Origin of the sequence: Klebsiella sp. 54, assembly GCF_018223875.1 — a bacterium.
Classification (GTDB): Bacteria; Pseudomonadota; Gammaproteobacteria; order Enterobacterales; family Enterobacteriaceae; genus Klebsiella; species Klebsiella quasipneumoniae.
Window position 1 is genome coordinate 181543 of record NZ_JAGRRA010000010.1, and the last position, 24524, is coordinate 206066.

The window sequence follows — 24524 nt, forward strand, 5'->3', positions numbered from 1 at the left end:
TGTGTGCCGCTTATCAGAAGCGGTAGTTGAAGTTGGCGCCGTACAGCCAGGCGGTCCCTTCGGAACGGAAGGTATACGGGCCTTCCTTGATTTCAACATGCTGCCCGTGCATATAGGAAATTCCGACGTCAACCGACGCATCCTTGTTGAACGCGTAGGTGGTACCCGCGCTCAGCCACAGGCGATCCTGATCCGGAATGGAAATGGAGCGATTGTTGGCTGGTACCGGGCTGTCATCGAAGGCGATACCGGTGCGGAAGGTCCAGTTATCGTCATAATAATAGGTGGTCCCCAACGCAAGTCGGTAGGCGTCCTTAAAGCCTTCCTCTTTATAGAACAGCGTCTGGCCGTTGCTGCCGGTGGCTTTCAGCTCCTGGAACTGACTCCAGCTGGTGTAGGTCAGACTGTAGTGGACCGCCCACTGCGGTGCTACGCGGTTATAACCCGACAGCTCCCACATTTCCGGCAGGTTAAGGGTTAGTGAACCGTCGGTGGTTTGGCCATTAGTACCTGCTGGCAGACCGAAGTTGCCGAGGATCTGGTTATAGGCTGCCGGCAGGCTGCTGCGGTAGTTACCGTCGAAGTCGATCTTGACCTCGGAACGGTAGGTGAAACCGTAGCGGTTATTTTTATCCAGCTCGTAGAGGATACCGGCGTTCCAGCCAAAGCCCCAGGCGTTGCCGTTAAGATGGGCGATCTGCGTGTCGGCCGGGATCTTCGCTACCTGGCCCGCCAGCGCCGGCGGCAGCGCGCCCGAGCCAGCGACAATCTGCCCCAGATCGCCAGCATAGCGCTCGATCTTCGCCTTAGCGTAGACCGCGTCAAAGCCTAAGCCGAAGCTCCAGTTGCTGTCGAGACGGTAGGCGCCGCTCAGGTTAAAGTTCGCGGTGGTCAGGTCGGTTTTCCCGCCCATGCTGCCGGCGGCATAGTCATCGTTGTATTCGGTTGCCAGGCCGTAGTTGGAGGTGATGGACGCCCCCCAACCAAACTGATCGTTAATCGGCGCGACAAAGTGGAAGTTAGGTACCCACGCCGTCGGGGCGATATTGTCCGCATTCAGGCTTTTGCCGGTGGGTGAAGTCCCGGAGACATTGACGCCCGGGTCGACAAAAACGGCGCCCGCCGACATGGTCGGACGGTCAAACATCATAATTAATGCCGGGTTACGACTGGCATTGCCTGCATCGTCTGCGATAGCCCCTTCACCGGAATAGGCCCGACCCAGCCCTGATGAAGAGAATTCGTTGAGCTGGAAGCCTGCTGACCAGGCCTGGGTGGAAACAAGTGCGACAGCCACTGCAAGGGCAGATTGGGTAAAGCGGGTTTTCTGGCTCATGCCCATAACCTCATTGAGTTATTTTTTTTTAAACTATGTTACATGCCGTAACAGAAGCGCGGAAGTGTAGGGTCTGCGGTACAACAGAGAAATCAGACCAGTGCGCTGAGTATAGGTCTGACCAGATGAGTTGTTGCAAGTTTGTTTATGAAGTTTTTCAATTGTGATAACAGAAACGCGATCCAGCTGGCAAAATTGTCGGGGGAAAGGAGAGAGAGAAAAGGTGATTTTTGTTTTAGATCATTTTTAAGTGTGATTTCTGTCACTTAACGCCGCGATGGCGATTATCGGCTGGAGGCAGACCAGGGAGCGGGCGTAAAATAGGCACATAAATTGTCTGGCACCGCAGGTGCATATCCAGAGGAAATCTACGATGAGTAAATGTAGCGCTGATGAAACCCCGGTTTGCTGCTGTATGGATGTTGGGACCATTGTCGACAACACCGACTGCACCGCCTCATACAGCCGCGTATTCGCCAACCGTGCGGAAGCAGAGCAAATGCTCGCCGCGCTGAGCGAAAAAGCCCGCAGTGTGGAATCTGAACCGTGCAAGATTAATCCCGTCTTCGCCGACGTTGACGGCGGCGTACAGCTGGATATCGATTTTGTGTTTAGCTGTGAGGCCGAATCCCTGATCTTCCAGTTGGGTCTGCGTTAATCCCTCCGCTTAACGCCCCGTGAAAGGGGCGTTATCTTTTCCGTTCAATGTGTTTTGGCTCGCAATTTTTCGCTTCCCCGATTGGCTTAATGTAAAAAATTAGTTAACAATGCTATCAGGTCAGACCACTTGTTTGTCTTGGTTAACAGGGGAGAGTTATGAGTCAGGCATTACCGCTTATCACCCGGCAGGGCGATCGCATTGCCATTGTCACAGGGTTACGCACGCCGTTTGCGCGTCAGGCGACGGCATTTCATGGCATTCCCGCCGTTGATTTAGGAAAAATGGTGGTTGGCGAAATGCTGGCGCGCAGCGACATTCCTGCGCAAGCCATTGAGCAACTGGTCTTCGGTCAGGTCGTGCAGATGCCGGAGGCGCCGAATATCGCCCGAGAAATTGTGCTCGGTACCGGAATGAGCGTGCACACCGACGCTTACAGTGTCAGTCGCGCCTGCGCCACCAGCTTCCAGGCCGTGGCGAATGTCGCTGAAAGCCTGATGGCCGGCACCATCCGCGCCGGTATCGCCGGCGGTGCCGACTCCTCCTCTGTGTTGCCTATCGGCGTCAGCAAAACGCTGGCCCGCACGCTGGTAGATGCGAACAAAGCCCGCACGCTGAGCCAGAAACTGAAGCTGTTTTCCCGCCTGCGGCCGCGCGACCTGCTGCCGGTTCCCCCGGCGGTTGCTGAATATTCAACCGGCTTACGGATGGGCGATACCGCCGAGCAGATGGCGAAAAGCTGGGGGATCACCCGGGAACAACAGGATGCGCTGGCACATCGTTCACACCAGCTGGCAGCGAAAGCCTGGGAGGAGGGCAAACTGTCCGCAGAGGTGATGACCGCCTATGCTTCTCCCTTCCGCGAACCGCTGGAGCAGGATAACAATATCCGTAAAAATTCAACCCTCGCGGATTACCAAAAGTTACGTCCGGCCTTCGACCGTAAACATGGCACCGTTACCGCCGCCAACAGCACGCCGCTGACGGATGGCGCGGCGGCGGTGATCCTGATGACCGAGTCGCGGGCCAAAGAGCTGGGTCTGACGCCGTTGGGTTATCTGCGCAGCTATGCCTTTACCGCCATCGATGTCTGGCAGGATATGCTGCTGGGGCCCGCATGGTCCACGCCGCTGGCGCTGGAGCGCGCTGGCCTGACGCTGGCGGATCTCACGCTTATCGATATGCACGAAGCTTTCGCCGCGCAGACGCTGGCCAATCTCCAGTGTCTGGCAAGCGACCGCTTTTCCCGCGAGGTGCTGGGCCGCGCGCAGGCCACCGGTGAGGTGGATGAGAGTAAATTTAACGTCCTCGGCGGCTCTATCGCCTACGGTCACCCCTTTGCCGCCACCGGCGCGCGGATGATCACCCAGACGCTGCATGAGCTGCGGCGACGGGGAGGGGGATTTGGTCTGGTGACGGCCTGCGCGGCAGGCGGTCTGGGCGCGGCGATGATTGTGGAGGCTGAATAATGGATACTGTTTCCGCTTTTAAGCTTGAGGTCCGTGAGGACAAAATCGCGGTGATCACCATTGATGCTCCGGGTGAAAAAATGAATACCCTGAAGGCCGAGTTCGGCAATCAGGTGCGGGGACTGATACGCCAGATACGCGACGATAAGTCGGTGCGCGGCGTGGTATTTATCTCCGCCAAAGCCGATAACTTTATCGCCGGCGCAGACATCAACATGATTGCCCGCTGCCGCAGCGCGCAGGAGGCGGAAGCGCTGGCGCGCCAGGGGCAGCAGATTATGGCCGAAATCCATGGCTTGTCGATTCCGGTCATTGCCGCCATCCATGGCGCCTGTCTGGGCGGCGGACTGGAGCTGGCGCTGGCCTGCCATGGCCGCATCTGTAGCGATGACGAAAAAACCCGACTCGGGTTGCCGGAGGTACAGCTTGGTCTGCTGCCGGGTTCCGGTGGGACGCAGCGTTTACCGCGGCTAATCGGCGTCAGCACGGCGCTGGATATGATGCTCACCGGCAGGCAATTACGGCCGCGCCAGGCGCTGAAGGCCGGTCTGGTGGACGAGGTGGTGCCGCAGACAATTTTACTGCAGGCGGCGGTGGAGCTGGCGCTGAAGGGACGTCCGACCAGCCGCGAGGTGCCGGTTCGCGAACGCGTGCTGGCGGGCCCCCTCGGTCGCCATCTGTTATTTCAGTACGTCGGCAAGCAAACGCAGCGCAAGACCCAGGGCAACTACCCGGCGGTGAAGCGAATTTTGCAGGTCGTCGAGAATGGTCTGGCCCACGGCTGCAGCAGCGGTTACGCCGAAGAGGCCCGCGCGTTTGGCGAACTGGCGATGACCCCGCAGTCGCAGGCGCTGCGATCGATCTTCTTTGCCAGTACCGATCTGAAAAAAGACCGTGGCGCCGAGGCGGAACCCGCTCCGCTGAGAAGCGTTGCAGTCCTGGGCGGCGGCCTGATGGGCGGGGGGATCGCCTATGTGACCGCCTGTAAAGGCGGACTGCCGGTGCGAATTAAAGATATTCAGCCGAGCGGGATCAACCACGCCTTAAAGTACAGCTGGGATCTGCTGAACAAACAGGTTCGCCAGCGCCGACTGCGCCCCAGCGAGCGCGATCGTCAGCTGGCGCTGATCACAGGCACTACCGACTATCAGGGCTTTGCCCATCGCGACGTGGTGATTGAGGCGGTATTCGAAGACCTGGCGCTGAAACAGCGGATGGTCAGTGAAGTGGAGCAAAACGGCGGGCCGCAGACTATCTTTGCCTCGAATACGTCGTCGTTACCGATAGGCGATATAGCCGCCCATGCCAGCCACCCTGAGCGGGTGGTCGGCCTGCACTTTTTCAGTCCGGTGGAGAAAATGCCGCTGGTTGAGGTGATCCCGCATAAGGGAACCGATCCGCAGACCATTGCCACGGTGGTGCAACTGGCTAAACGTCAGGGGAAAACGCCGATCGTCGTGGCGGACAAAGCGGGCTTCTATGTGAACCGCATTCTCGCGCCGTATATAAATGAAGCGATGCGTCTGCTGGTGGAGGGAGAACCGGTTGAGGTGATTGATAAGGCCCTGGTGAAATTCGGTTTTCCGGTGGGACCGGTTCAACTGCTGGATGAGGTGGGTATCGATACCGGCACCAAAATTATTCCCGTACTGGAGAATGCCTTTGGAGAACGTTTTAGCCCGCCTGCAAACATCATTGACGCGATTTTGAAGGACGATCGCAAAGGTAGAAAAAATAATCGTGGTTTCTATCTTTATGAGATAAAAGGGCGTAAAAGCAAAAAACGGCCCGACCCGGCAGTCTATCCGCTGCTGGGCATCGACCGCCCGCAGTCGCGGTTGTCCGCGCAGCAGGTGGCTGAGCGCTGTGTGATGCTGATGCTTAACGAGGCGGCGCGCTGCTTTGATGAGCAGATCATCCGTAGCGCGCGCGATGGTGATATCGGCGCCGTATTTGGTATAGGGTTTCCGCCATTTCTTGGCGGCCCGTTCCGGTATATGGATACTATCGGCGCGGGTGAAGTTGCCGCGATCCTGCAGCGCCTGGCCGCCCAGTACGGCCCACGTTTTACACCCTGTGACACTTTGTTACGCATGGCCGAACAGGGGACCACCTTTTGGCCAGCGGATGAACGGCTGACCTAAGTTGTGGTCAAAGAAGGTAAATCCGGCTGCGGATGACGCTGTTGATTGGCTGTTTTGTAAACAATCATTGACTATACTTACGCCATTGAGGTAAAAAACAGCGTTTCATTCGTTGAATGGATCAGGCACAATGCCCGGCCACCGGGTTGCCTGCGTATTGTCTTCGCAGGCTAAACTTCGGTGCTTCTGGTTAACAAAAGCGGTGCAATATGCAAGTTTTTATTATGCGTCACGGCGACGCTGCCCTCGATGCAGCCAGCGACTCGGTTCGTCCATTAACCGTATGCGGTTGTGATGAGTCTCGTCAGATGGCAACCTGGCTGAAAGGTCAAAAAGTGGATATTGAGCGCGTTCTTGTCAGTCCCTATCTGCGTGCGGAACAGACGCTGGATATTGTTGGGGAGTGCATGAACCTGCCGAAACATGTCGACGTGATGCCGGAACTCACGCCGTGCGGCGATGTAGGTATGGTGAGCGCCTATCTGCAGGCGCTGGCAAATGAAGGCGTGGCGACGGCGCTGGTCGTCTCCCACCTGCCGCTGGTGGGGTACCTCGTCTCAGAGCTGTGCCCGGGGGAAACGCCCCCGATGTTCACCACCTCGGCTATCGCCTGCGTCAATCTGGACGCCGACGGCAAGGGTGAATACCTCTGGCAGAAAAGCCCCTGCAACCTCAAAATGGCCAACGCCATCTGATGGCCCCCGGAGCTCGCCGTCAAGGCAGCTCCGGTGGTTGCCACTCCTCGACCTCAATCAGAATCAGCAGTGCGGCGTCACCGCCGTACTCTTTTGGCGCCTGATGAAAAGCCATGATGTGTGGATGCTGCGCCAGCCACAGCGGGGTTTGCTGTTTGAGAATGTGCTTGCCGTGCCCGTGCATCACGCAGGCGCAAAACACATGCTCGCGGCGGCAGGCGGCAATCAGCGCGCCCAGTTCCTGTTTGGCCTGCTGCTGGGTGAGCCCATGCAAATCGAGAAACAGTTCCGGCGAATAATCCCCACGGCGCAGCTTTTTCAGCTCAAAATGGCTGACGTCGGCGCGGACATATTTCGTCGAGCCTTCGGTATTCAGTAGCGGCTGAAACTCATCGGAAAAATAGTGGCTGTTGTCGGCCTGTTCCTGCAACAGACGCTTAGGGGCAACCTCGGTGATTTTCTTGCGCTGCGGGCGGTGCACGATGGTGTCCTGTTTGATCTTCCGCGTGCCGGTCATCAGCTGACGGAACAGCGCCTGATCCTCCTCGCTAAGCGATGTCTTCTTTTTCATTGTCCGCTCTCATTAATACTTTGCGCTAGTTTACCCGACTCAATATCCCTTCGGGCAAGGAAAACCTGTTTTTTCCCCCGCCACCCTACGCAAGAATGCTGATTTATCGCCGTCTTCATGGCACACTAGCCGCCGAATTTATAGCAGAGTGTGCCCTGGAGGATGTCGTGGATAAAATTTTTGTTGATGAGGCAGTCAATGAGCTGCATACCATTCAGGACATGCTGCGCTGGGCGGTAAGCCGTTTCAGCGCTGCTAATATCTGGTACGGTCACGGGACTGACAACCCGTGGGACGAGGCGGTACAGCTGGTGCTGCCTTCACTGTATCTGCCGCTGGATATCCCGGAAGATATGCGCACTGCGCGCCTGACCTCCAGCGAGAAACACCGCATTGTAGAGCGGGTGATTCGCCGCGTGAACGAGCGTATTCCCGTCGCCTATCTGACCAACAAAGCGTGGTTCTGCGGCCATGAGTTTTTCGTTGATGAGCGGGTGCTGGTGCCGCGCTCCCCGATCGGCGAACTGATCAATAACCAGTTTGCCGGTCTAATTAACCATAAGCCGCAGCATATCCTTGATATGTGCACCGGCAGCGGCTGCATCGCCATCGCCTGCGCCTATGCCTTCCCGGAAGCCGAAGTCGACGCCGTGGATATCTCCCCGGACGCGCTGGCCGTCGCCGAGCACAACGTGGAATCCCATGGCCTGATCCATCACGTGACCCCGATCCGTTCCGACCTGTTTCGCGATCTGCCGAAGCTACAGTACGATCTGATCGTCACTAATCCGCCGTATGTCGATGAAGAGGACATGGCCGACCTGCCGGAAGAGTATGAGCATGAGCCGGTTCTGGGTCTGGCCTCCGGAAGCGATGGCCTGAAGCTGACGCGCCGCATCCTCGGCAATGCGCCGGATTATCTCAGCGACGACGGCATTCTGATTTGTGAAGTCGGTAACAGCATGGTACATCTGATGGAGCAGTATCCGGACGTGCCGTTTACCTGGCTTGAGTTTGATAACGGCGGCGACGGCGTCTTTATGCTGACCAAACAACAGCTGATTGACGCTCGCGCGCACTTCGGTATTTATAAAGACTAAAAAAAACAACACGCCAACATAACGACAAATAATGGAGCCGTGATGGCAGGAAATACAATTGGACAACTCTTTCGCGTCACCACCTTCGGCGAGTCGCACGGCCTGGCGCTTGGCTGCATCGTTGATGGTGTGCCGCCGGGCATTCCGCTGACCGAAGCCGATCTGCAGCACGACCTCGATCGTCGTCGCCCGGGCACCTCGCGTTACACCACGCAGCGTCGCGAGCCGGATCAGGTCAAAATCCTCTCCGGCGTCTTCGAAGGCGTCACCACCGGGACCAGTATCGGGCTGCTGATTGAGAACACCGATCAGCGTTCGCAGGATTACGGCGCGATCAAAGATCTGTTTCGTCCTGGCCATGCGGATTACACCTACGAACAAAAGTATGGTCTACGCGACTATCGTGGCGGCGGTCGCTCCTCCGCCCGCGAAACCGCGATGCGCGTGGCGGCCGGGGCGATTGCCAAAAAATTCCTCGCCGCGAAGTTCGGCATCGTCATTCGCGGTTGCCTGACGCAGATGGGCGACATTCCGCTGGCCATTAAGGACTGGGAACAGGTTGAACAGAATCCCTTCTTCTGCCCGGATCCGGAGAAAATCGACGCTCTCGATGAACTGATGCGCGGTCTGAAAAAAGAGGGCGACTCCATTGGCGCCAAAGTTACCGTCGTCGCCGACGGCGTACCGCCGGGCCTTGGCGAGCCGGTCTTTGACCGCCTTGACGCCGATATCGCCCATGCGCTGATGAGCATCAACGCCGTGAAAGGCGTGGAGATTGGCGACGGTTTCGAGGTGGTGAAGCTGCGCGGCAGCGAAAACCGCGATGAGATCACCAAAGCCGGATTCCAGAGCAACCACGCCGGCGGCATTCTTGGCGGCATCAGCAGCGGTCAGCAGATCGTTGCCAACATCGCGCTGAAGCCGACCTCCAGTATTACCGTTCCCGGTCATACCATTAACCGCTTTGGCGAAGAGGTGGAGATGATCACCAAAGGGCGTCACGATCCGTGCGTCGGCATTCGCGCCGTACCGATCGCTGAGGCCATGCTGGCGATCGTTTTAATGGATCATTTTATGCGTCAGCGCGCGCAGAATGGCGACGTGACGACGACAATTCCACGCTGGTAACCATGAAAAACACCGTTATCGCCCTGTTGGCGCTGCTGGCCAGCGCCGGCAGCCTGGCCGCCACGCCATGGCAGAAGATATCCCAGCCAATCGGCGGCAGCGCGCAGTCGATTGGCGCGTTCTCCAATGGCTGTATCGTTGGCGCCGAGGCGCTGCCGCTGAACGCTGTCGGCTATCAGGTGATGCGTACCGATCAGCGGCGCTACTTCGGTCATCCGGATCTGATTCAGTTTATTCAGCGCCTGAGCAATCAGGTGCACAATAAAGGCATGGGGACCGTGCTGATTGGCGACATGGGGATGCCGGCAGGCGGCCGTTTTAACGGCGGCCACGCCAGCCATCAGACGGGCCTCGATGTCGATATCTTCCTCCAGCTGCCGCAGACGCGCTGGACATCGTCCCAGCTGCTGAAGCCGCAGGCCCTGGATCTGGTCGCCAGCGATGGCAAACGCGTGGTACCGTCGCTGTGGAGTCCGCAAATCAGCCAGCTGATCAAGCTGGCGGCGGAAGATAGCGAGGTGACCCGCATCTTCGTCAACCCGGCGATTAAACAGCAGCTGTGCCTGGACGCGGGAAGCGACCGCCAGTGGCTGCGCAAAGTTCGTCCCTGGTTCCAGCATCGCGCCCATATGCACGTCCGTCTGCGCTGCCCGGCAGGCAGCCTGGAGTGCGAAGATCAGGCGCCACCGCCGGCCGGCGATGGCTGCGGAGCGGAGCTGCAGAGCTGGTTCGAGCCACCTAAACCCGGGTCTACCCCACCTGTGAAGAAGACGCCGCCGCCGTTGCCGCCTTCCTGCCAGGCGCTACTGGATGAGCATGTGCTGTAATGGATAGTTTTATCGAGTTGTTTTCCGTATCGCCGCTGGTGCTGGTGGTGCTTTTTTTTGTCGCCATCCTGGCCGGTTTTATTGATTCACTGGCCGGGGGCGGGGGCTTACTGACCGTGCCGGCGCTTATGGCGGCAGGCATGCCGCCGGCCCAGGCGCTGGCGACCAATAAGCTGCAGGCCTGCGGCGGATCGCTGTCGGCGACCCTCTACTTTGTCCGGCGCAAGGTGGTCAATCTCGCCGATCAGAAGCTGAATATTCTGATGACCTTTATCGGTTCAACCGCCGGCGCGCTGCTGGTCCAGCACGTGCAGTCCGATATTCTTAAGCAGATCCTGCCGTTGCTGGTGATCGGCATCGGTCTCTATTTTCTGCTGATGCCGAAACTGGGCGAAGCGGACCGGCAGCGTCGGCTCTACGGTCTGCCGTTTGCGCTGGTCGCTGGCGGCAGCGTCGGGTTTTACGACGGTTTTTTCGGCCCCGGCGCCGGTTCGTTTTATGCGCTGGCGTTTGTCACCCTCGCCGGGTTTAACCTGGCGAAGTCGACGGCCCACGCCAAACTGCTCAACGCCACCTCGAACGTCGGCGGCCTGCTGCTGTTTATTATCGGCGGGAAGGTTATCTGGGCCACCGGCTTTGTGATGATGGCCGGACAATTTATTGGCGCCCGCGCCGGCTCCCGGCTGGTTCTGAGTAAAGGGCAATCGCTGATCCGACCGATGATCGTTATCGTCTCGGCGGTGATGAGCGCGAAGCTTCTCTACGACAGCCACGGGGCGGAGATTTTGCAGTGGTTGGGAATTCATTAATGCAACAGCAACACCATTATCAGCAGCTGATCGATCTCTTCGATAGCTGCTTTGCCGCAGATTTTAATACTCGCCTGGTGAAAGGCGACGATGAGCCGATCTACCTTCCGGCAGACGATGACACGCCATATCACCGTATCGTGTTCGCGCACGGTTTTTTTGCCAGCGCCCTGCACGAGATCTCCCACTGGTGTATCGCCGGCAAAGCCCGCCGCGAGCTGGTGGATTTCGGCTACTGGTACTGCCCGGACGGTCGCGATGCAATGACCCAAAGCCAGTTTGAGGACGTCGAGGTGAAACCGCAGGCCCTGGAGTGGCTGTTCTGCGTGGCGGCGGGATTTCCGTTTAACGTCAGCTGTGACAATCTGGAAGGTGACGTCGAACCCGATCGCATCGCCTTTCAGCGCCGGGTACATGCCCAGGTGATGACTCTGCTTGAACAAGGGATCCCCGAACGTCCGGCGCGTCTTATTCGCGCACTACAACACTATTATCAAACGCCGCCATTGACGGCAGAACACTTTCCGTGGCCGGAAGACCTGCACTAAGGCCACACATTACATGACAAGAGGTAAGACGATGATCGCGGAGTTTGAATCACGCATTCTGGCGCTGATTGACAACATGGTAGACCACGCCAGTGATGATGAACTGTTTGCCGGCGGTTATCTGCGCGGCCACCTGACGCTGGCGGTGGCTGAGCTGGAAGGTGAGGGTGAGCATTCAGCTGAAGCGGTACACAGCAAAGTCAGCCATAGCCTGGAGAAAGCCATCGGCGCTGGCGAGCTGTCGCCGCCGGACCAAATTCTGGTGCAGGGCATGTGGGAAAACCTGTATCTGCAGGCAAAAAATCAGGCCTGAGCCATGTTGTAGCCCGGGTCAGGCGTCAGCCGTACCCGGGAAATTGCCTGCCCTCATGGTTTTATTTCACCGCTTTTCCCTTCAGCAGTTTTCTCACCCATAGCCGATTCGGATTCAGCGCCGCCAGGGTGTCGCTATCCAGCGGCAGCGGTTCAGCGCTCATCTGCGCCGCCAGTATCTCAGCGCTTAACGGCGCGGTGCAAATGCCTCGCGATCCGAGGGCGCCAAGCATAAACAGGTTATGAAAGACCGGCGCGCTACCGGCGCTATCCTGCCGTTCGTGGAGGTTGGCGTATTGCGTCAATGTCGCCGCATAGTCCGGGACGTTGCCGACCATCGGCAGATGATCGCGGGTGGCGCAGCGCACGCCGCAGCGGGCGTCACTGGCGCTGATATCCACGTCCTGCGGCCACTCCGCGCCCGGGAAGCAGTCGATCAGCCGTTGCCGGTTGTGCTGCTGATCTTCTTCGCTGAAGGTGGTGTCGGTTTTGCCGCGATGGTAGCTGGCGCCAATACAATGCTGCTGGTTTTGCGGATTCTGCGGCGTCAGGTAGCCATCGTAGCACAGCACCTGGCGCAAGGCGGAAAGCCGCGGGGTGGTGGGTATATGGCTGACCTGGCCACCCACGGGATAGACGGGCAACGGCGCGGTTTGCGCAAAATCCGCGATGCGGTGGCCGTTGGCCAGCACGACCGCCTGATGATAGCGCTGGTGGTTGAGCAGCCAGCCATCGCCTTCTGCACTCAGCGTCTCGACCTGATAACCATAATGCACGTGCAGACCGCGAGTTGCCGCCAGCGCCAGCAGCTCGGCGGTGAGCTGCTGTGGACACAGCCAACCGCCGGCCGGATAGGTTATGCCGCCGCAGCCGGTCTCGACGCCGGTCAGCTCCGCGGCCTGATCCGCCGTCACCGCGCAGGCGATATCAGGGGGCAACTCCAGGGCCAGCATCTGGGCGATTTTGTGCGCGCTTTTTTCATCCCAGCCAAGCTGGGTGACCCCGCACCATTGATGATCGAACAGCACCGGCAGCGCGTCGTAGGTGCGGCGGGCGAAGGTAAAGGCGGCCGGGAAAAAGCGCGCCAGCGCCGGATCGTGCTGGCTTAACAGCGGGTAGAGCGCGCCCTGGCGATTACCGGAGGCGCCCTGCGCCGGGGCGTCGTCCGCGCAGTAGAGGGTCACCTGCCAGCCGCGACGCAGCAGCGCCAGGGAGAGCAGGGCGCTGGCGATACCGCCGCCGACGATGGCCGCTTCGCGGGCCTCGCTGCCTCGGCGGGCGAACCAGGGCGCGCGCGCCGGAAAGGCCAGCGTTTGCGCCATCTCGCCGGTCAGCATCTCCCGTTTGCGGCCGAAGCCCTTGGTTTTACGCAGGGTAAATCCGGCTTCCTGCAGGCCGCGGCGGACAAAACCGGCGGAGGTAAAAGTGGCCAGCGTTCCGCCGGGACGCGCCAGGCGCGCCATGGCATTGAACAGATCCTGGGTCCACATGTCGGGATTTTTCGCCGGGGCAAAGCCGTCGAGAAACCAGGCGTCCACCTGCTGATTCAGCGAATCATCCAGCTCTCTGGTCAGCTCGTTGATATCGCCAAACCACAGATCGAGCGTCACCCGTCCGCCGTCGAGCAGCAGACGATGGCACCCGGCGAAGGCCGAAGGCCATTGCGCCTGCAGCTGTTCTGCCCATGGGGCCAGCTCTGGCCAGCGCTGGTGCGCCAGGCGGAGATCTTCCGCCTTCAGCGGATATTTCTCAAAACTGATGAAATGTAACCTTTGCAGGGTAACGTCCGGGTTATCGCGAACAAAAACGTCAAACGCCTGCCAGAGGGTGAGGAAATTGAGCCCGGTGCCGAAGCCGCTCTCCGCGACGATCAACAGCGGGCGAGGGTGGCTGGAGAAGCGCTCCGGCAGGCGATTTCCGCCGAGAAAGACGTAGCGCGTCTCTTCCAGACCGTTGTCATTGGAAAAGTAAACATCGTCGAAATCTCGGGAAACAGGTGTACCCTCAGCATTGAATTCCAGGTTGGCGGGTTGTATAGCGTTTTGTTTCACGTAAGTTACTCGAATCACAAGGCGTAGCGCGATCTTAGCGATGTGTGCCTGAGGGCGCAAATTTATACACAAAATGTCTGATCGGACTTGTTCGGCGTACAAGTGTACGCTATTGTGCGACACGAAACTTAAAATAGTGCGACTTACAGAGGTATTTAATGAAACGTGCAGTGATTACTGGCTTGGGCATCGTTTCCAGCATCGGTAATAACCAGCAGGAAGTCCTGGCATCTCTGCGTGAAGGACGTTCAGGGATCACTTTCTCTCAGGAGCTTAAAGATTCAGGGATGCGCAGCCACGTATGGGGCAACGTTAAACTGGATACCACTGGCCTCATTGACCGCAAAGTAGTGCGCTTCATGAGCGACGCCTCCATCTATGCTTACCTGTCCATGGAACAGGCCGTTGCCGACGCAGGTCTGGCGCCGGAAGCATACCAGAATAACCCGCGTGTCGGCCTGATCGCAGGCTCCGGCGGCGGCTCCCCGAAATTCCAGGTCTTCGGCGCTGATGCCATGCGTAGCCCGCGTGGTCTGAAAGCCGTGGGTCCGTATGTGGTCACCAAAGCGATGGCTTCCGGCGTTTCCGCCTGCCTCGCCACGCCGTTTAAAATCCACGGCGTTAACTACTCCATCAGCTCCGCCTGCGCCACTTCCGCACACTGCATCGGTAATGCGGTAGAGCAGATTCAGCTGGGCAAACAGGATATCGTCTTTGCCGGCGGCGGCGAAGAACTGTGCTGGGAAATGGCCTGCGAGTTCGACGCCATGGGCGCGCTGTCCACCAAATACAACGACACTCCAGAAAAAGCCTCCCGCACCTATGACGCCAACCGTGACGGCTTCGTTATCGCCGGCGGCGGCGGTATGGTCGTGGTGGAAGAGCTGGAACATGCTCTGGCGCGCGGCGCGCACATCTATGCCGAAATCGTCGGCTATGGCGCAACCTCCGATGGCGCAGACATGGTAGCTCCATCGGGTGAAGGCGCAGTGCGCTGTATGCAGATGGCGATGCACGGCGTGGATACCCCGATCGACTACCTGAACTCTCACGGCACCTCCACGCCGGTCGGCGACGTGAAAGAGCTGGGCGCGATCCGCGAAGTGTTCGGCGATAACAGCCCGGCTATCTCGGCGACCAAAGCGATGACCGGCCACTCGCTGGGCGCGGCGGGCGTACAGGAAGCTATCTACTCCCTGCTGATGCTGGAGCACGGCTTTATCGCGCCGAGCATCAACGTCGAAGAGCTGGACGAGCAGGCAGCCGGCCTGAACATCGTCACCAAACCGACTGACGCTAAGCTGACCACCGTGATGTCCAACAGCTTCGGCTTCGGCGGCACCAACGCCACGCTGGTGATGCGTAAATACAACGCCTAATCAGCACTCGATGCACTGAGGGGAGCCACCGGCTCCCCTTTTTTGTCATCTTGACAGGGTAAGGTCCCGCAGGCACACTGCTGGCGAATCCATTAGTCTCTCCACTAATGCGTAAGCGTTTAACGTCAACCAACGCGCCTTAACCCTGATAGTCAGGTGGAGGGGGCGTGTCGCTTTGCTCGCCTTACTCTGCGAATCTGGAGTAATGCATGTCCGCAGTCACTGAAACAACATCTCATTCTTCCGCGAATTTTTCGCTTTTTCGCATTACATTCGCCGTCTTTTTGACCTATATGACCGTCGGTTTGCCGCTGCCGGTGATCCCGCTATTTGTCCATCAGGAGCTGGGATTTGGTAACACTGTGGTCGGCGTGGCGGTGGGGATCCAGTTCCTCGCCACCGTTCTGACCCGCGGCTACGCCGGGCGTCTGGCAGACCAGTACGGCGCCAAACGTTCCGTCCTGCAGGGGATGCTGGCCTGCGCCCTGGCCGGTGCGGCCTGGCTGGCCGCTGCGCTGCTGCCGCTGCCGGTGTTCGCGAAGTTGGGCCTGTTGCTGCTGGGCCGCCTGATCCTCGGGTTTGGCGAAAGCCAGCTGCTGACCGGCAACCTGAGCTGGGGGATGGGCCTGGTGGGGCCGGCCCGCTCCGGCAAAGTGATGTCATGGAACGGCATGGCGATGTACGGTTCGCTGGCGGTGGGCGCCCCGCTGGGATTGTTAATATATAGCCATTTTGGCGTGGCGGTCCTCGCCTGCGTCACCATGACACTGCCGCTCGTCGCCTGGCTCATCAACGGGACGGTGCGCAAAGTGGCGGCGCACGGAGGCGAGCGGCCTTCACTGTGGAGCGTCATCGGCATGATCTGGCGGCCGGGGATTGGTCTGGGCCTGCAGGGCGTCGGCTTTGCGGTGATCGGCACCTTCGTCTCCCTCTATTTTGCCAGCCATCACTGGCCGATGGCCGGCTTTACCCTGACGGCGTTTGGCGGCGCTTTTGTGCTGATGCGGGTGCTGTTCGGCTGGATGCCGGATCGGTTTGGCGGCGTTAAAGTGGCGATGGTCTCGCTGCTGATAGAGGCGGTCGGTCTGACGCTGCTGGGGCTGGCGTCGGGCGTCTGGGTAGCGCTGGCCGGCGCGGCGCTGACCGGATGCGGCTGTTCGCTTATTTTCCCGTCGCTTGGCGTGGAGGTGGTGAAGCGCGTCCCGGCGCAGGTGCGCGGCACTGCGCTCGGCGGCTATGCGGCCTTTCAGGATATCTCTTATGGCCTGACCGGGCCGCTGACCGGTCTACTGGCCACTTCGCTGGGCTACTCGTCGGTATTTCTTGCCGGCGCCCTCTGCGCGGCGCTGGGGATCCTCGTCACCCTCATCTCATTTCGCCGCTAGGTTGTTGTCCGGCCTGAAACCGCTGTAGTCAACACCGTGGCGTTTGGCATGAAAGGGAGCCGTAAACGCCACCTGTGCCTGCTGGGCTACAGCAGGAGCCACAGCACCAGGAGCAGGACAACCGCTCCCAGCGCCAGCTGCCAGGGCTTAGCGGCCCATGTCCGCCGGGTCACGGGCTCCTCCTGCGGGATCGCCAGCGTCTCCTGGGCGCGGGCTACCCGCAGCACAAACACCTTGTTCAACAGCGCCAGGATCTGCGCCGGGCTCAGCGTGGTCTGCGGCGTAACCTGCCAGTTGCGACGGGCAAAGTCGACAATCTTCTGCCACTCTGCGGTCTCAAGCGGCTGCTTGAGCGCCCCCTGCAGTGAGGTCAGCGTCGGCGCGGTTTGCGCGCTGAGGGTCTGCCGCGCCTGTAGCCAGTAGGAAAGCGGCGTGAAGTGCGTCGCCGGGATCAGCTCCCCTGACTTGACGCCGCAAAGTTCCAGCATGGACTGCCAAATCAGCTTGCTTGGTTCGCCGGTGGCGGCCGCCAGCTTCGTCACCAGCTGATTGAGCGTGTTGTGCTCGGCTGGCAACAGCGGGCGGAGGGTCGGCGGGCGCTGCTGCGGCTGCGGGATAGACAGCTGACCACGCTGCAGCAGATGCAGAATGTGCTCCAGTTGCGTCTGGCTGAGGGCATGCAGCGCCGTTTGCCCATAATGCTGACGAATATAATCGCTCACCGCCTGACGGTTATTGCCCTGGCCGAGCAGATCGCTGAGCTGCGCCAGGGTCTGGCGATGATGATGATTGTCCTGCGCGGCGGCTAAGCGCTGGTTGAGACTGGCCTCTGCGGCGCTGAAATGGCGGGCCAGCAGGGGCGTGTCGCCTTTTAGTCCGAGATCATGTTTGACGCAGGCCCACACTTCCGCATTCTGCTGCGAGGTCAGCGCCACCAGGCGCGTGATCAATCGCTCCAGGACGGTGCGTTGCTGCATGGAAAGCGAAGGTTCGCCGGTGGCGGCAGTGCCTGATGGGCCTCGCCCAGGAGGACGGTCTGGCATATCTGCAAGGGGGTGCGTCATGATTCATCCTTTCGATATCGCGGTACTGGAACCAGGTGATGAGTATGCCTGGCGGCCAGATTATGGCACACTTCCCCGGTTAACTCTCGTTCTCAGACAGGTACTGAACTGTGAAAATCCTCGTTGATGAAAATATGCCCTATGCCCGTGAGCTCTTTAGCCGTTTAGGCGACGTGCAGGCGATCCCGGGCCGCCCGGTTCCGGCCGATGCCCTGACCGATGCGGATGCCTTAATGGTGCGCTCGGTCACCCGGGTCAATGAAGCATTGCTTGCCGGCAAGGCCATCAGGTTCGTCGGCACCGCGACCGCAGGCACCGATCATGTCGATCAGGCGTGGCTGCAGCAGGCGGGGATTGGTTTCTCCGCGGCGCCCGGCTGCAACGCTATCGCGGTGGTGGAGTATGTCTTTTCAGCGCTGCTGATGCTGGCCGAACGTGACGGCTTCGCGCTGCGCGATCGCACCGTCGGGATCGTCGGCGTCGGTAACGTCGGCGGGCGGCTGCAAAAGCGCCTGGAGGCGTTGGGTATCAAAACCCTGCTTTGCGATCCCCCGCGTGCCGACCGCGGCGACGAAGGCGACTTCCGCTCCCTCGACGATCTGGTCCAGCAAGCTGATGTCATCACCTTCCATACCCCGCTGTATAAAGAAGGGCAATATAAAACCCTGCATCTGGCGGATGAGGCGCTGATTAGCCGCCTGAAGCCCGGAACGATTTTGATCAACGCCTGCCGCGGGCCGGTGGTGGATAACGCTGCATTGCTGAAACGGCTGGAAGCCGGTCAGTCCCTGAGCGTGGTGCTGGACGTTTGGGAGCCGGAGCCGGATCTCAACGTAGAGCTTCTTAAGCGAGTGGATATCGGCACGGCGCATATCGCCGGCTATACCCTTGAAGGGAAGGCGCGCGGGACGACGCAGGTGTTCGAAGCCTATAGCGCCTTTATCGGCCATCCGCAGCAGGTGGCGCTGGATACCCTGTTGCCGGCCCCGGAGTTTGGCCGCATCACCCTGCATGGCCCGCTCGATCAGCCGACGCTGAAAAGACTGGTTCATTTGGTGTATGATGTGCGCCGCGATGATGCGCCGCTGCGGAAGGTGGCGGGCGTCGCCGGTGAATTCGACAAGCTGCGTAAAAATTATCAGGAACGTCGCGAATGGTCTTCGCTGTACGTGCAGTGCAGCGATGAGCAGGCGGCGGCCCTGTTGCGCCAGCTCGGTTTTAACGCCGTGCATCATCCTGTTCGTTAATGTCTTCTTAATGCCCCTGCCGGATACTCCGGCAGGGCCGCTTTATTTCTGGAGTAAACCACCATGTCTGAAGGCTGGAATATTGCCGTACTGGGCGCAACGGGCGCCGTAGGCGAAGCCCTGCTCGAAACTCTTGCTGAACGCCAGTTCCCGGTGGGGGAGATTTTTGCTCTGGCGCGCAATGAAAGCGCGGGCGAACATCTGCGTTTTGGTGGCAAGTCGGTGATCGTCAAGGACGCCGCCGAGTTTGACTGGACCCAGGCCCAGCTGGCTTTCTTTGCCGCAGGCGCAGAAGCCAGTGCGGCGTATGTCGAAGATGCGACAAACGCCGGGTGTCTGGTTATCGATCTCAGCGGCCTGTTTGCGCTGGAGCCGGACGTACCGCTGGTGGTGCCGGACGTGAACCCGTTTGTTTTAGGCGATTATCGCAACCGCAATCTGATTGCGGTGCCCAACAGTCTGACCAGCCAGCTGCTGACGGCGCTCAAGCCGCTTATCGATCAGGGTGGACTATCGCGCATTAGCGTCACTAACCTCCTCTCCGCCTCAGGGCAGGGGAAAAAAGCGGTGGATGCGCTGGCAGGGCAGAGCGCCAAGCTGTTGAACGGCATCCCCATCGATGAAGACGATTTCTTTGGCCGCCAGCTGGCGTTCAACATGCTGCCGCTGCTGCCGGATCGTGAAGGTAGCGTGCGCGAAGAGCGCCGTATCGTCGATGAAGCGCGCAAAATTCTGCAGGATGACGGGCTGATGATCTCCGCCAGCGTCGTCCAGTCGCCGGTCTTCTACGGCCATGCGCAGATGGTGAACTTTGAAGCGATGCGTCCGCTGGCGGCGGAAGAGGCGCGTGACGCCTTTACCCGCGGCGAGGAGATCGAACTGGCTGAAGAGGGCGAATTCCCCACTCAGGTTGGCGACGCCTCCGGTAACGCCCGTCTCTCCATCGGCTGCGTGCATAATGACTACGGCATGCCGGAGCAGGTCCAGTTCTGGTCGGTGGCGGATAACGTCCGCTTCGGCGGCGCGCTGATGGCGGTGAAGATCGCCGAGAAGCTGATTGAGGAGTACCTGTACTGATGTCTGAGATGGAGCAACAGCCGGTCTGTAAAATCGCGCTGGGCATCGAGTACGACGGTAGCAAATATTACGGCTGGCAGCGGCAAAACGAAGTGCGCAGCGTGCAGGAGAAGCTGGAAAAGGCGCTCTCGCAGGTGGCGAACGAACCGATTACCGTCTTTTGCGCCGGCCGCACCGACGCCGGTGTCCATGGCACCGGCCAGGTGGTGCATTTCGAAACCCGGGCGCAGCGTAAAGATGCCGCCTGGACGCTGGGGGTAAATGCGAATTTACCTGGTGACATCGCGGTGCGTTGGGTCAAACATGTACCGGCGGATTTTCATGCCCGGTTCAGCGCCACGGCGCGCCGCTATCGTTACGTCATCTATAATCATCGCCTGCGTCCGGCGGTATTGAGTCATGGCGTCACGCATTTTCACCAGCCGCTCGACGCCGCGCGCATGCAGCGCGCCGCGCAGTGTCTGCTGGGGGAGAATGACTTTACCTCGTTTCGCGCAGTGCAGTGCCAGTCGCGAACCCCGTGGCGCAACGTGATGCACATTAACGTTACCCGCTACGGCGCTTATGTGGTGGTGGATATCAAAGCGAATGCCTTTGTACATCATATGGTCAGGAATATTGTGGGCAGCCTGATGGAAATCGGCGCCGGAAACCAGCCGGAGAGCTGGATGGCAGAACTGCTGGCAGCAAAAGACAGGACGCTCGCTGCGGCAACGGCAAAAGCGGAAGGGTTGTATCTGGTGTCGGTGGATTACCCGGCCCATTATGATTTACCGGTGCTGCCAATGGGCCCGCTGTTTCTGGCGGACTAATAGGGTCATTAAGGGTAAAGACAAACATGGACTTGATTCACTTTTTAATTGATTTCATCCTGCATATTGATGTGCACCTGGCCGAGCTGGTCGCCCAGTACGGCGTCTGGGTTTATGCCATTCTGTTTTTGATTCTGTTCTGCGAAACCGGGCTGGTGGTGACGCCGTTTCTGCCGGGAGATTCCCTGCTGTTCGTCGCGGGCGCGCTCTCGGCCCTGCCCACCAACGATCTTAATGTCCATCTGATGGTATTGCTGATGGTCATCGCGGCTATCGTCGGCGATGCGGTCAACTACACCATTGGCCGGCTGTTCGGCGAAAAGCTGTTCAGCAATCCGAACTCGAAGATTTTCCGTCGCAGCTATCTGGATAAAACCCATAGCTTCTATGAACGTCACGGTGGAAAAACCATTATCCTCGCGCGCTTTGTGCCGATAGTCCGAACCTTCGCGCCGTTTGTGGCGGGAATGGGGCATATGTCCTATCGTCATTTTGCGGCCTATAACGTCGTCGGGGCGCTGCTGTGGGTGCTGCTGTTCACCTACGCCGGCTATCTGTTTGGCGATCTGCCGGTGGTGCAGGAGAACCTTAAGCTGTTGATCGTGGCGATCATCGTGCTTTCCGTCCTGCCGGGCGTGATTGAGATTATTCGCCATAAGCGGGCGGCGGCGAAGCAGGCGAAGTAGTTTAGCCTGTGTTGCGCGTGACGGTGCAGAGCGTCACGCGCAGCGGTTTGACCACTTTTTTATCCCATGTTCCGGGATGATATGATTTAATGTGCAACATTCATGGTCTGTAAGAGGCAAAAATGGCATTATGCGCCCCTTACGACAAAACTGGCATCGACCAGGTTCAGGCAGAAAGGTTATCAATGAGCTGGATTGAACGAATTAAAAGCAACATCACTCCCACCCGCAAGGCGAGCATTCCTGAGGGTGTATGGACCAAGTGCGACAGCTGCGGTCAGGTACTCTACCGCGCCGAGCTGGAGCGCAACCTGGAGGTTTGTCCTAAGTGCGATCACCATATGCGCATGTCGGCGCGTAATCGCCTGCATAGCCTGTTGGATGAAGGTTCTCTGGTGGAACTGGGAAGCGAACTTGAGCCAAAAGATGTGCTGAAGTTCCGCGATTCAAAAAAATACAAAGACCGCCTGGCGTCCGCTCAAAAAGAGACGGGCGAGAAAGACGCGCTGGTGGTAATGAAAGGTACGCTCTACGCGATGCCGGTTGTGGCCGCCGCCTTTGAGTTCTCCTTTATGGGGGGATCGATGGGTTCCGTCGTTGGCGCACGCTTTGTGCGCGCGGTGGAGCAGGCGCTGGAAGATAACTGCCCGCTGATCTGCTTCTCCGCCTCCGGTGGCGCCCGTATGCAGGAAGCGCTGATGTCGCTGATGCAGATGGCGAAAACCTCCGCGGCGCTGGCGAAAATGCAGGAGCGCGGATTACCGTACATCTCTGTGCTGACCGACCCGACCATGGGCGGCGTATCGGCGAGCTTTGCGATGCTGGGTGACCTGAACATTGCCGAGCCGAAAGCGCTGATCGGCTTTGCCGGTCCTCGCGTCATTGAGCAGACCGTACGTGAGAAGCTGCCGCCGGGATTCCAGCGCAGTGAGTTCCTGATTGAAAAAGGGGCGATCGATATGATCGTTCGCCGTCCGGAAATGCGTCTCAAGCTGGCCAGCATTCTGGCGAAGCTGATGAACCTGCCGGCGCCGGTTGCCGCTTCGGAAACGCCTCATGAAGGCGTGGTGGTGCCGCCGGCACCGGATCAGGAACCCGAGGCCTGATAAAGCAGAGGGCAGGGCCTGGCGGCGCTGCCCTTTTTTATTCATACGCGTTAACCGTCAATTCTTGCGGGCATCATGGAAAAAGATCCTATTCCTCAGGCCACGTCGCCCCTGGCTACGTGGCTTTCTTATCTGGAACATCTGCACAGTAAAACCATCGACCTGGGGCTGGCGCGCGTCAGCGAGGTCGCGCGGCAGATGGATATCGTCAAACCGGCGCCGTTCGTCTTTACGGTCGCGGGTACCAATGGCAAAGGCACCACCTGCCGCACGCTGGAAACCGTCCTGATGGCGGCCGGCTATAAAGTGGGGGTCTACAGCTCTCCGCATCTGGTGCGTTACACCGAACGCGTGCGCATTCAGGGAGCGGAACTGCCGGAGGCGGCGCATACGGCCTCGTTTGCGGAGATTGAAGCGGCGCGGGGCGACATCTCGCTGACCTACTTTGAGTACGGCACGCTCTCTGCGCTATGGTTGTTTAAGCAGGCGCAGCTGGATGTGGTGATCCTGGAGGTGGGGCTCGGCGGCCGTCTCGACGCCACTAATATCGTGGATGCCGATGTCGCCGTGGTTACCAGCATCGCTCTCGATCATACCGACTGGCTGGGACCGGATCGCGAAAGTATCGGCCGGGAGAAAGCCGGTATCTTCCGTGCCGGAAAACCGGCGGTAGTAGGGGAGCCGGATATGCCGCACACCATTGCTGAAGTGGCGAGCGAGAAGGGCGCCCTGCTCCAGCGCCGCGGCGTCGACTGGCGCTATGAGGTGGAAGGCGAGACATGGTCTTTCCGCGACGCGGGCGGGGCGTTAAGCCGCCTGCCTCTGCCTCAGGTGCCGTTGCCTAACGCCGCCACGGCCGTGGCGGCGCTGCGCGCCAGCGGACTTGCCGTGGATGACGCTATCCTGCGCGCGGGGATCCGCGACGCGATGCTGCCGGGACGCTTTCAGATAATCAGCGACGCCCCGCGGGTGATCCTCGATGTGGCGCATAACCCGCACGCGGCGGCTTATCTCGCCGGGCGTCTCAAAACGTTAGCGAAAACGGGACGCGTGCTGGCGGTTATTGGTATGCTGCATGATAAGGACATTGCCGGCACGTTGGCCAATCTGGCCCCGGAAGTCGACGCCTGGTACTGCGCGCCGCTGGAAGGGCCGCGCGGGGCGACGGCGGAGCAGCTGGTGGAACATTTGCGTGGCGGCACAGTCTATAGCAGCGTGGCGCAGGCGTGGCATGCGGCCATGGCTGACGCTAAAGTGGAAGATACCGTGCTGGTGTGTGGTTCGTTTCACACGGTCGCACAGGTTATGGAAGAGATAGACGCGGGGAGAATCGGTGGCGAGTAAGTTTCAGAACCGTTTAGTCGGGACAATCGTGCTGGTGGCGCTGGGGGTGATTATCCTGCCAGGGCTGCTGGACGGGCAGAAAAAGCATTACCAGGATGAGTTTGCCGCGATCCCGCTGGTGCCGAAACCGGGCGATCGTGATGAACCGGATATGCTGCCGGCGGCGACTCAGGCGCTGCCTTCGCAGCCGCCGGAAGGGGCGGCGGAAGAGGTGCGGGCGGGCGATGCCGCCGCGCCATCGTTAGATCCGTCGCGTATCCCGGTGAACAGCAACAGCTTCGATGACGTTCAGGAGCCGGTAGTGGCCGCGAAACCCCAGCCTAAACCTCAGCCGAAGCCGCAGCCGCAACAGCAGGCCGCGACGCCAACGCCGCCGCCTGCTAAGCCACAGCAGCAACAACCGCAGCAGCAGGCGGCCCTGCCGGCGCCGACCGGCAAAGCCTATGTGGTTCAGCTGGGCGCGTTGAAGAACGCCGATAAGGTGAACGAGATCGTTGGTAAACTGCGGGCGTCGGGCTTCAAAGTCTATACGTCGCCTTCGACGCCGGTACAGGGTAAAATTACCCGTATCCTCGTCGGGCCGGATGCGTCAAAAGACAAGCTTAAGGGCCAGCTGGGCGATCTGCAACAGATCTCCGGGCTCAGCGGGGTAGTGATGGGCTTCACCCCGAACTGATTGTTTTTTCCGCGATGCGGAAAGAACGCGGCGGGGCTAAACGCCCCGTGAACCCTGTCTCAGCCGCCCTGAAGAGGCGAAAGACAGTCTGGCGTTGAAT

Annotated in this window: 23 protein-coding genes; 19 read left to right on the forward strand and 4 right to left on the reverse strand. The window is 59.5% G+C overall.

Features of this window, described 5'->3' with window-relative positions; genetic code table 11:
• Positions 1-13: 13 nt before the first annotated feature.
• Positions 14-1336, reverse strand: a complete 1323-nt coding sequence (fadL, locus tag KHQ24_RS19390) for a long-chain fatty acid transporter FadL (RefSeq protein WP_023318794.1) — start codon at positions 1334-1336, stop codon at positions 14-16.
• Positions 1337-1709: 373 nt separating this feature from the next.
• On the opposite strand from fadL, the gene KHQ24_RS19395 reads away from it, so the two are divergent.
• The 4 genes from KHQ24_RS19395 (at position 1710) to sixA (ending at position 6302) form a co-directional block, all read left to right on the forward strand.
• Positions 1710-1994, forward strand: coding sequence for a YfcZ/YiiS family protein (locus tag KHQ24_RS19395; RefSeq protein ID WP_004201797.1), 285 nt, complete (start codon positions 1710-1712; stop codon positions 1992-1994).
• A 158-nt stretch (positions 1995-2152) separates the two neighbouring features.
• Positions 2153-3463 carry an acetyl-CoA C-acyltransferase FadI gene (gene fadI / locus KHQ24_RS19400; RefSeq protein ID WP_057216383.1) on the forward strand — a complete coding sequence of 437 codons (1311 nt, stop codon included), beginning with the start codon at positions 2153-2155 and terminating at the stop codon, positions 3461-3463.
• A complete protein-coding gene (fadJ, locus tag KHQ24_RS19405; protein ID WP_004201795.1) occupies positions 3463-5607 on the forward strand; it encodes a fatty acid oxidation complex subunit alpha FadJ in 2145 nt (714 codons plus the stop codon). The genes fadI and fadJ overlap by 1 nt, the downstream gene beginning before the upstream one ends.
• Before the next feature lie 209 nt (positions 5608-5816).
• Positions 5817-6302, forward strand: a complete 486-nt coding sequence (gene sixA, locus KHQ24_RS19410) for a phosphohistidine phosphatase SixA (protein WP_004201794.1) — start codon at positions 5817-5819, stop codon at positions 6300-6302.
• A 19-nt stretch (positions 6303-6321) separates the two neighbouring features.
• Here sixA and smrB read toward each other — a convergent pair whose 3' ends face one another.
• A complete protein-coding gene (gene smrB / locus KHQ24_RS19415) occupies positions 6322-6873 on the reverse strand; it encodes an endonuclease SmrB (protein WP_004201792.1) in 552 nt (183 codons plus the stop codon).
• A gap of 167 nt (positions 6874-7040) precedes the next feature.
• Between smrB and prmB the strand changes: the two genes are divergently transcribed.
• From prmB to KHQ24_RS19445, 6 genes are read left to right on the forward strand one after another with little or no spacing between them, the layout of a single operon-like run.
• Entirely contained in the window at positions 7041-7973 is a 933-nt protein-coding gene (gene prmB, locus KHQ24_RS19420) for a 50S ribosomal protein L3 N(5)-glutamine methyltransferase (protein ID WP_004201790.1), read from the forward strand.
• Positions 7974-8015: 42 nt separating this feature from the next.
• Positions 8016-9101, forward strand: a complete 1086-nt coding sequence (gene aroC / locus KHQ24_RS19425; RefSeq protein ID WP_017899506.1) for a chorismate synthase — start codon at positions 8016-8018, stop codon at positions 9099-9101.
• Between the two features lie 2 nt (positions 9102-9103).
• Positions 9104-9928: a penicillin-insensitive murein endopeptidase gene (mepA, locus tag KHQ24_RS19430; RefSeq protein ID WP_004201788.1), complete on the forward strand. Its 825-nt coding sequence runs from the start codon at positions 9104-9106 to the stop codon at positions 9926-9928.
• A complete protein-coding gene (locus KHQ24_RS19435) occupies positions 9928-10737 on the forward strand; it encodes a sulfite exporter TauE/SafE family protein (RefSeq protein WP_004201787.1) in 810 nt (269 codons plus the stop codon). Before mepA ends, KHQ24_RS19435 begins: the two co-directional genes overlap by 1 nt.
• Positions 10737-11285, forward strand: a complete 549-nt coding sequence (locus tag KHQ24_RS19440; protein WP_032456437.1) for an elongation factor P hydroxylase — start codon at positions 10737-10739, stop codon at positions 11283-11285. Before KHQ24_RS19435 ends, KHQ24_RS19440 begins: the two co-directional genes overlap by 1 nt.
• 31 nt (positions 11286-11316) lie before the next feature.
• Entirely contained in the window at positions 11317-11598 is a 282-nt protein-coding gene (locus KHQ24_RS19445) for a YfcL family protein (protein WP_004201785.1), read from the forward strand.
• 61 nt (positions 11599-11659) lie between these two features.
• On the opposite strand, the gene mnmC is transcribed toward KHQ24_RS19445, so the two are convergent.
• Positions 11660-13648 (reverse strand): bifunctional tRNA (5-methylaminomethyl-2-thiouridine)(34)-methyltransferase MnmD/FAD-dependent 5-carboxymethylaminomethyl-2-thiouridine(34) oxidoreductase MnmC, encoded by a 1989-nt coding sequence (gene mnmC / locus KHQ24_RS19450; RefSeq protein ID WP_057216867.1) that lies wholly within the window; start codon positions 13646-13648, stop codon positions 11660-11662.
• A 158-nt stretch (positions 13649-13806) separates the two neighbouring features.
• Here mnmC and fabB point away from each other — a divergent pair, with 158 nt between their 5' ends.
• Together fabB and KHQ24_RS19460 are read left to right on the forward strand one after the other, a co-directional pair.
• The gene (gene fabB / locus KHQ24_RS19455; protein ID WP_002913291.1) at positions 13807-15027 is read left to right on the forward strand and encodes a beta-ketoacyl-ACP synthase I; all 1221 of its coding nucleotides are present in this window, start codon (positions 13807-13809) and stop codon (positions 15025-15027) included.
• 209 nt (positions 15028-15236) lie between these two features.
• Positions 15237-16412, forward strand: coding sequence for an MFS transporter (locus tag KHQ24_RS19460; RefSeq protein ID WP_043520214.1), 1176 nt, complete (start codon positions 15237-15239; stop codon positions 16410-16412).
• A gap of 86 nt (positions 16413-16498) precedes the next feature.
• Here the strand turns inward: KHQ24_RS19460 and flk are convergent, their stop codons facing one another.
• Positions 16499-17476 carry a flagella biosynthesis regulator Flk gene (gene flk, locus KHQ24_RS19465; RefSeq protein ID WP_043520216.1) on the reverse strand — a complete coding sequence of 326 codons (978 nt, stop codon included), beginning with the start codon at positions 17474-17476 and terminating at the stop codon, positions 16499-16501.
• Between the two features lie 110 nt (positions 17477-17586).
• Here flk and pdxB point away from each other — a divergent pair, with 110 nt between their 5' ends.
• The 7 genes from pdxB (at position 17587) to dedD (ending at position 24424) form a co-directional block, all read left to right on the forward strand.
• Positions 17587-18723, forward strand: a complete 1137-nt coding sequence (pdxB, locus tag KHQ24_RS19470) for a 4-phosphoerythronate dehydrogenase PdxB (RefSeq protein ID WP_004201779.1) — start codon at positions 17587-17589, stop codon at positions 18721-18723.
• Between the two features lie 63 nt (positions 18724-18786).
• The gene (locus KHQ24_RS19475; RefSeq protein ID WP_049092823.1) at positions 18787-19800 is read left to right on the forward strand and encodes an aspartate-semialdehyde dehydrogenase; all 1014 of its coding nucleotides are present in this window, start codon (positions 18787-18789) and stop codon (positions 19798-19800) included.
• Positions 19800-20612, forward strand: a complete 813-nt coding sequence (gene truA, locus KHQ24_RS19480; protein WP_004201775.1) for a tRNA pseudouridine(38-40) synthase TruA — start codon at positions 19800-19802, stop codon at positions 20610-20612. Before KHQ24_RS19475 ends, truA begins: the two co-directional genes overlap by 1 nt.
• A 26-nt stretch (positions 20613-20638) precedes the next feature.
• Complete coding sequence (locus KHQ24_RS19485; RefSeq protein WP_002913221.1) at positions 20639-21298, forward strand: DedA family protein; 660 nt, start codon at positions 20639-20641, stop codon at positions 21296-21298.
• Between the two features lie 185 nt (positions 21299-21483).
• Positions 21484-22404, forward strand: a complete 921-nt coding sequence (gene accD / locus KHQ24_RS19490; RefSeq protein WP_004201773.1) for an acetyl-CoA carboxylase, carboxyltransferase subunit beta — start codon at positions 21484-21486, stop codon at positions 22402-22404.
• Positions 22405-22479: 75 nt separating this feature from the next.
• Entirely contained in the window at positions 22480-23748 is a 1269-nt protein-coding gene (folC, locus tag KHQ24_RS19495; RefSeq protein ID WP_017899514.1) for a bifunctional tetrahydrofolate synthase/dihydrofolate synthase, read from the forward strand.
• The gene (dedD, locus tag KHQ24_RS19500) at positions 23738-24424 is read left to right on the forward strand and encodes a cell division protein DedD (protein ID WP_004201770.1); all 687 of its coding nucleotides are present in this window, start codon (positions 23738-23740) and stop codon (positions 24422-24424) included. Before folC ends, dedD begins: the two co-directional genes overlap by 11 nt.
• The last annotated feature ends 100 nt before the right edge of the window (positions 24425-24524 follow it).

Coding starts and splice junctions, on each gene's coding strand:
- KHQ24_RS19440 (WP_032456437.1), top strand. CDS start 10,737: ATGCAACAGCAACACCATTATCAGCAGCTGATCGATCTCTTCGATAGC.
- sixA (WP_004201794.1), top strand. CDS start 5,817: ATGCAAGTTTTTATTATGCGTCACGGCGACGCTGCCCTCGATGCAGCC.
- flk (WP_043520216.1), bottom strand. CDS start 17,476: ATGACGCACCCCCTTGCAGATATGCCAGACCGTCCTCCTGGGCGAGGC.
- KHQ24_RS19445 (WP_004201785.1), top strand. CDS start 11,317: ATGATCGCGGAGTTTGAATCACGCATTCTGGCGCTGATTGACAACATG.
- KHQ24_RS19475 (WP_049092823.1), top strand. CDS start 18,787: ATGTCTGAAGGCTGGAATATTGCCGTACTGGGCGCAACGGGCGCCGTA.
- accD (WP_004201773.1), top strand. CDS start 21,484: ATGAGCTGGATTGAACGAATTAAAAGCAACATCACTCCCACCCGCAAG.
- folC (WP_017899514.1), top strand. CDS start 22,480: ATGGAAAAAGATCCTATTCCTCAGGCCACGTCGCCCCTGGCTACGTGG.
- truA (WP_004201775.1), top strand. CDS start 19,800: ATGTCTGAGATGGAGCAACAGCCGGTCTGTAAAATCGCGCTGGGCATC.
- KHQ24_RS19395 (WP_004201797.1), top strand. CDS start 1,710: ATGAGTAAATGTAGCGCTGATGAAACCCCGGTTTGCTGCTGTATGGAT.
- mepA (WP_004201788.1), top strand. CDS start 9,104: ATGAAAAACACCGTTATCGCCCTGTTGGCGCTGCTGGCCAGCGCCGGC.
- KHQ24_RS19460 (WP_043520214.1), top strand. CDS start 15,237: ATGTCCGCAGTCACTGAAACAACATCTCATTCTTCCGCGAATTTTTCG.
- fabB (WP_002913291.1), top strand. CDS start 13,807: ATGAAACGTGCAGTGATTACTGGCTTGGGCATCGTTTCCAGCATCGGT.
- aroC (WP_017899506.1), top strand. CDS start 8,016: ATGGCAGGAAATACAATTGGACAACTCTTTCGCGTCACCACCTTCGGC.
- smrB (WP_004201792.1), bottom strand. CDS start 6,873: ATGAAAAAGAAGACATCGCTTAGCGAGGAGGATCAGGCGCTGTTCCGT.
- fadL (WP_023318794.1), bottom strand. CDS start 1,336: ATGAGCCAGAAAACCCGCTTTACCCAATCTGCCCTTGCAGTGGCTGTC.
- fadJ (WP_004201795.1), top strand. CDS start 3,463: ATGGATACTGTTTCCGCTTTTAAGCTTGAGGTCCGTGAGGACAAAATC.
- KHQ24_RS19485 (WP_002913221.1), top strand. CDS start 20,639: ATGGACTTGATTCACTTTTTAATTGATTTCATCCTGCATATTGATGTG.
- KHQ24_RS19435 (WP_004201787.1), top strand. CDS start 9,928: ATGGATAGTTTTATCGAGTTGTTTTCCGTATCGCCGCTGGTGCTGGTG.
- fadI (WP_057216383.1), top strand. CDS start 2,153: ATGAGTCAGGCATTACCGCTTATCACCCGGCAGGGCGATCGCATTGCC.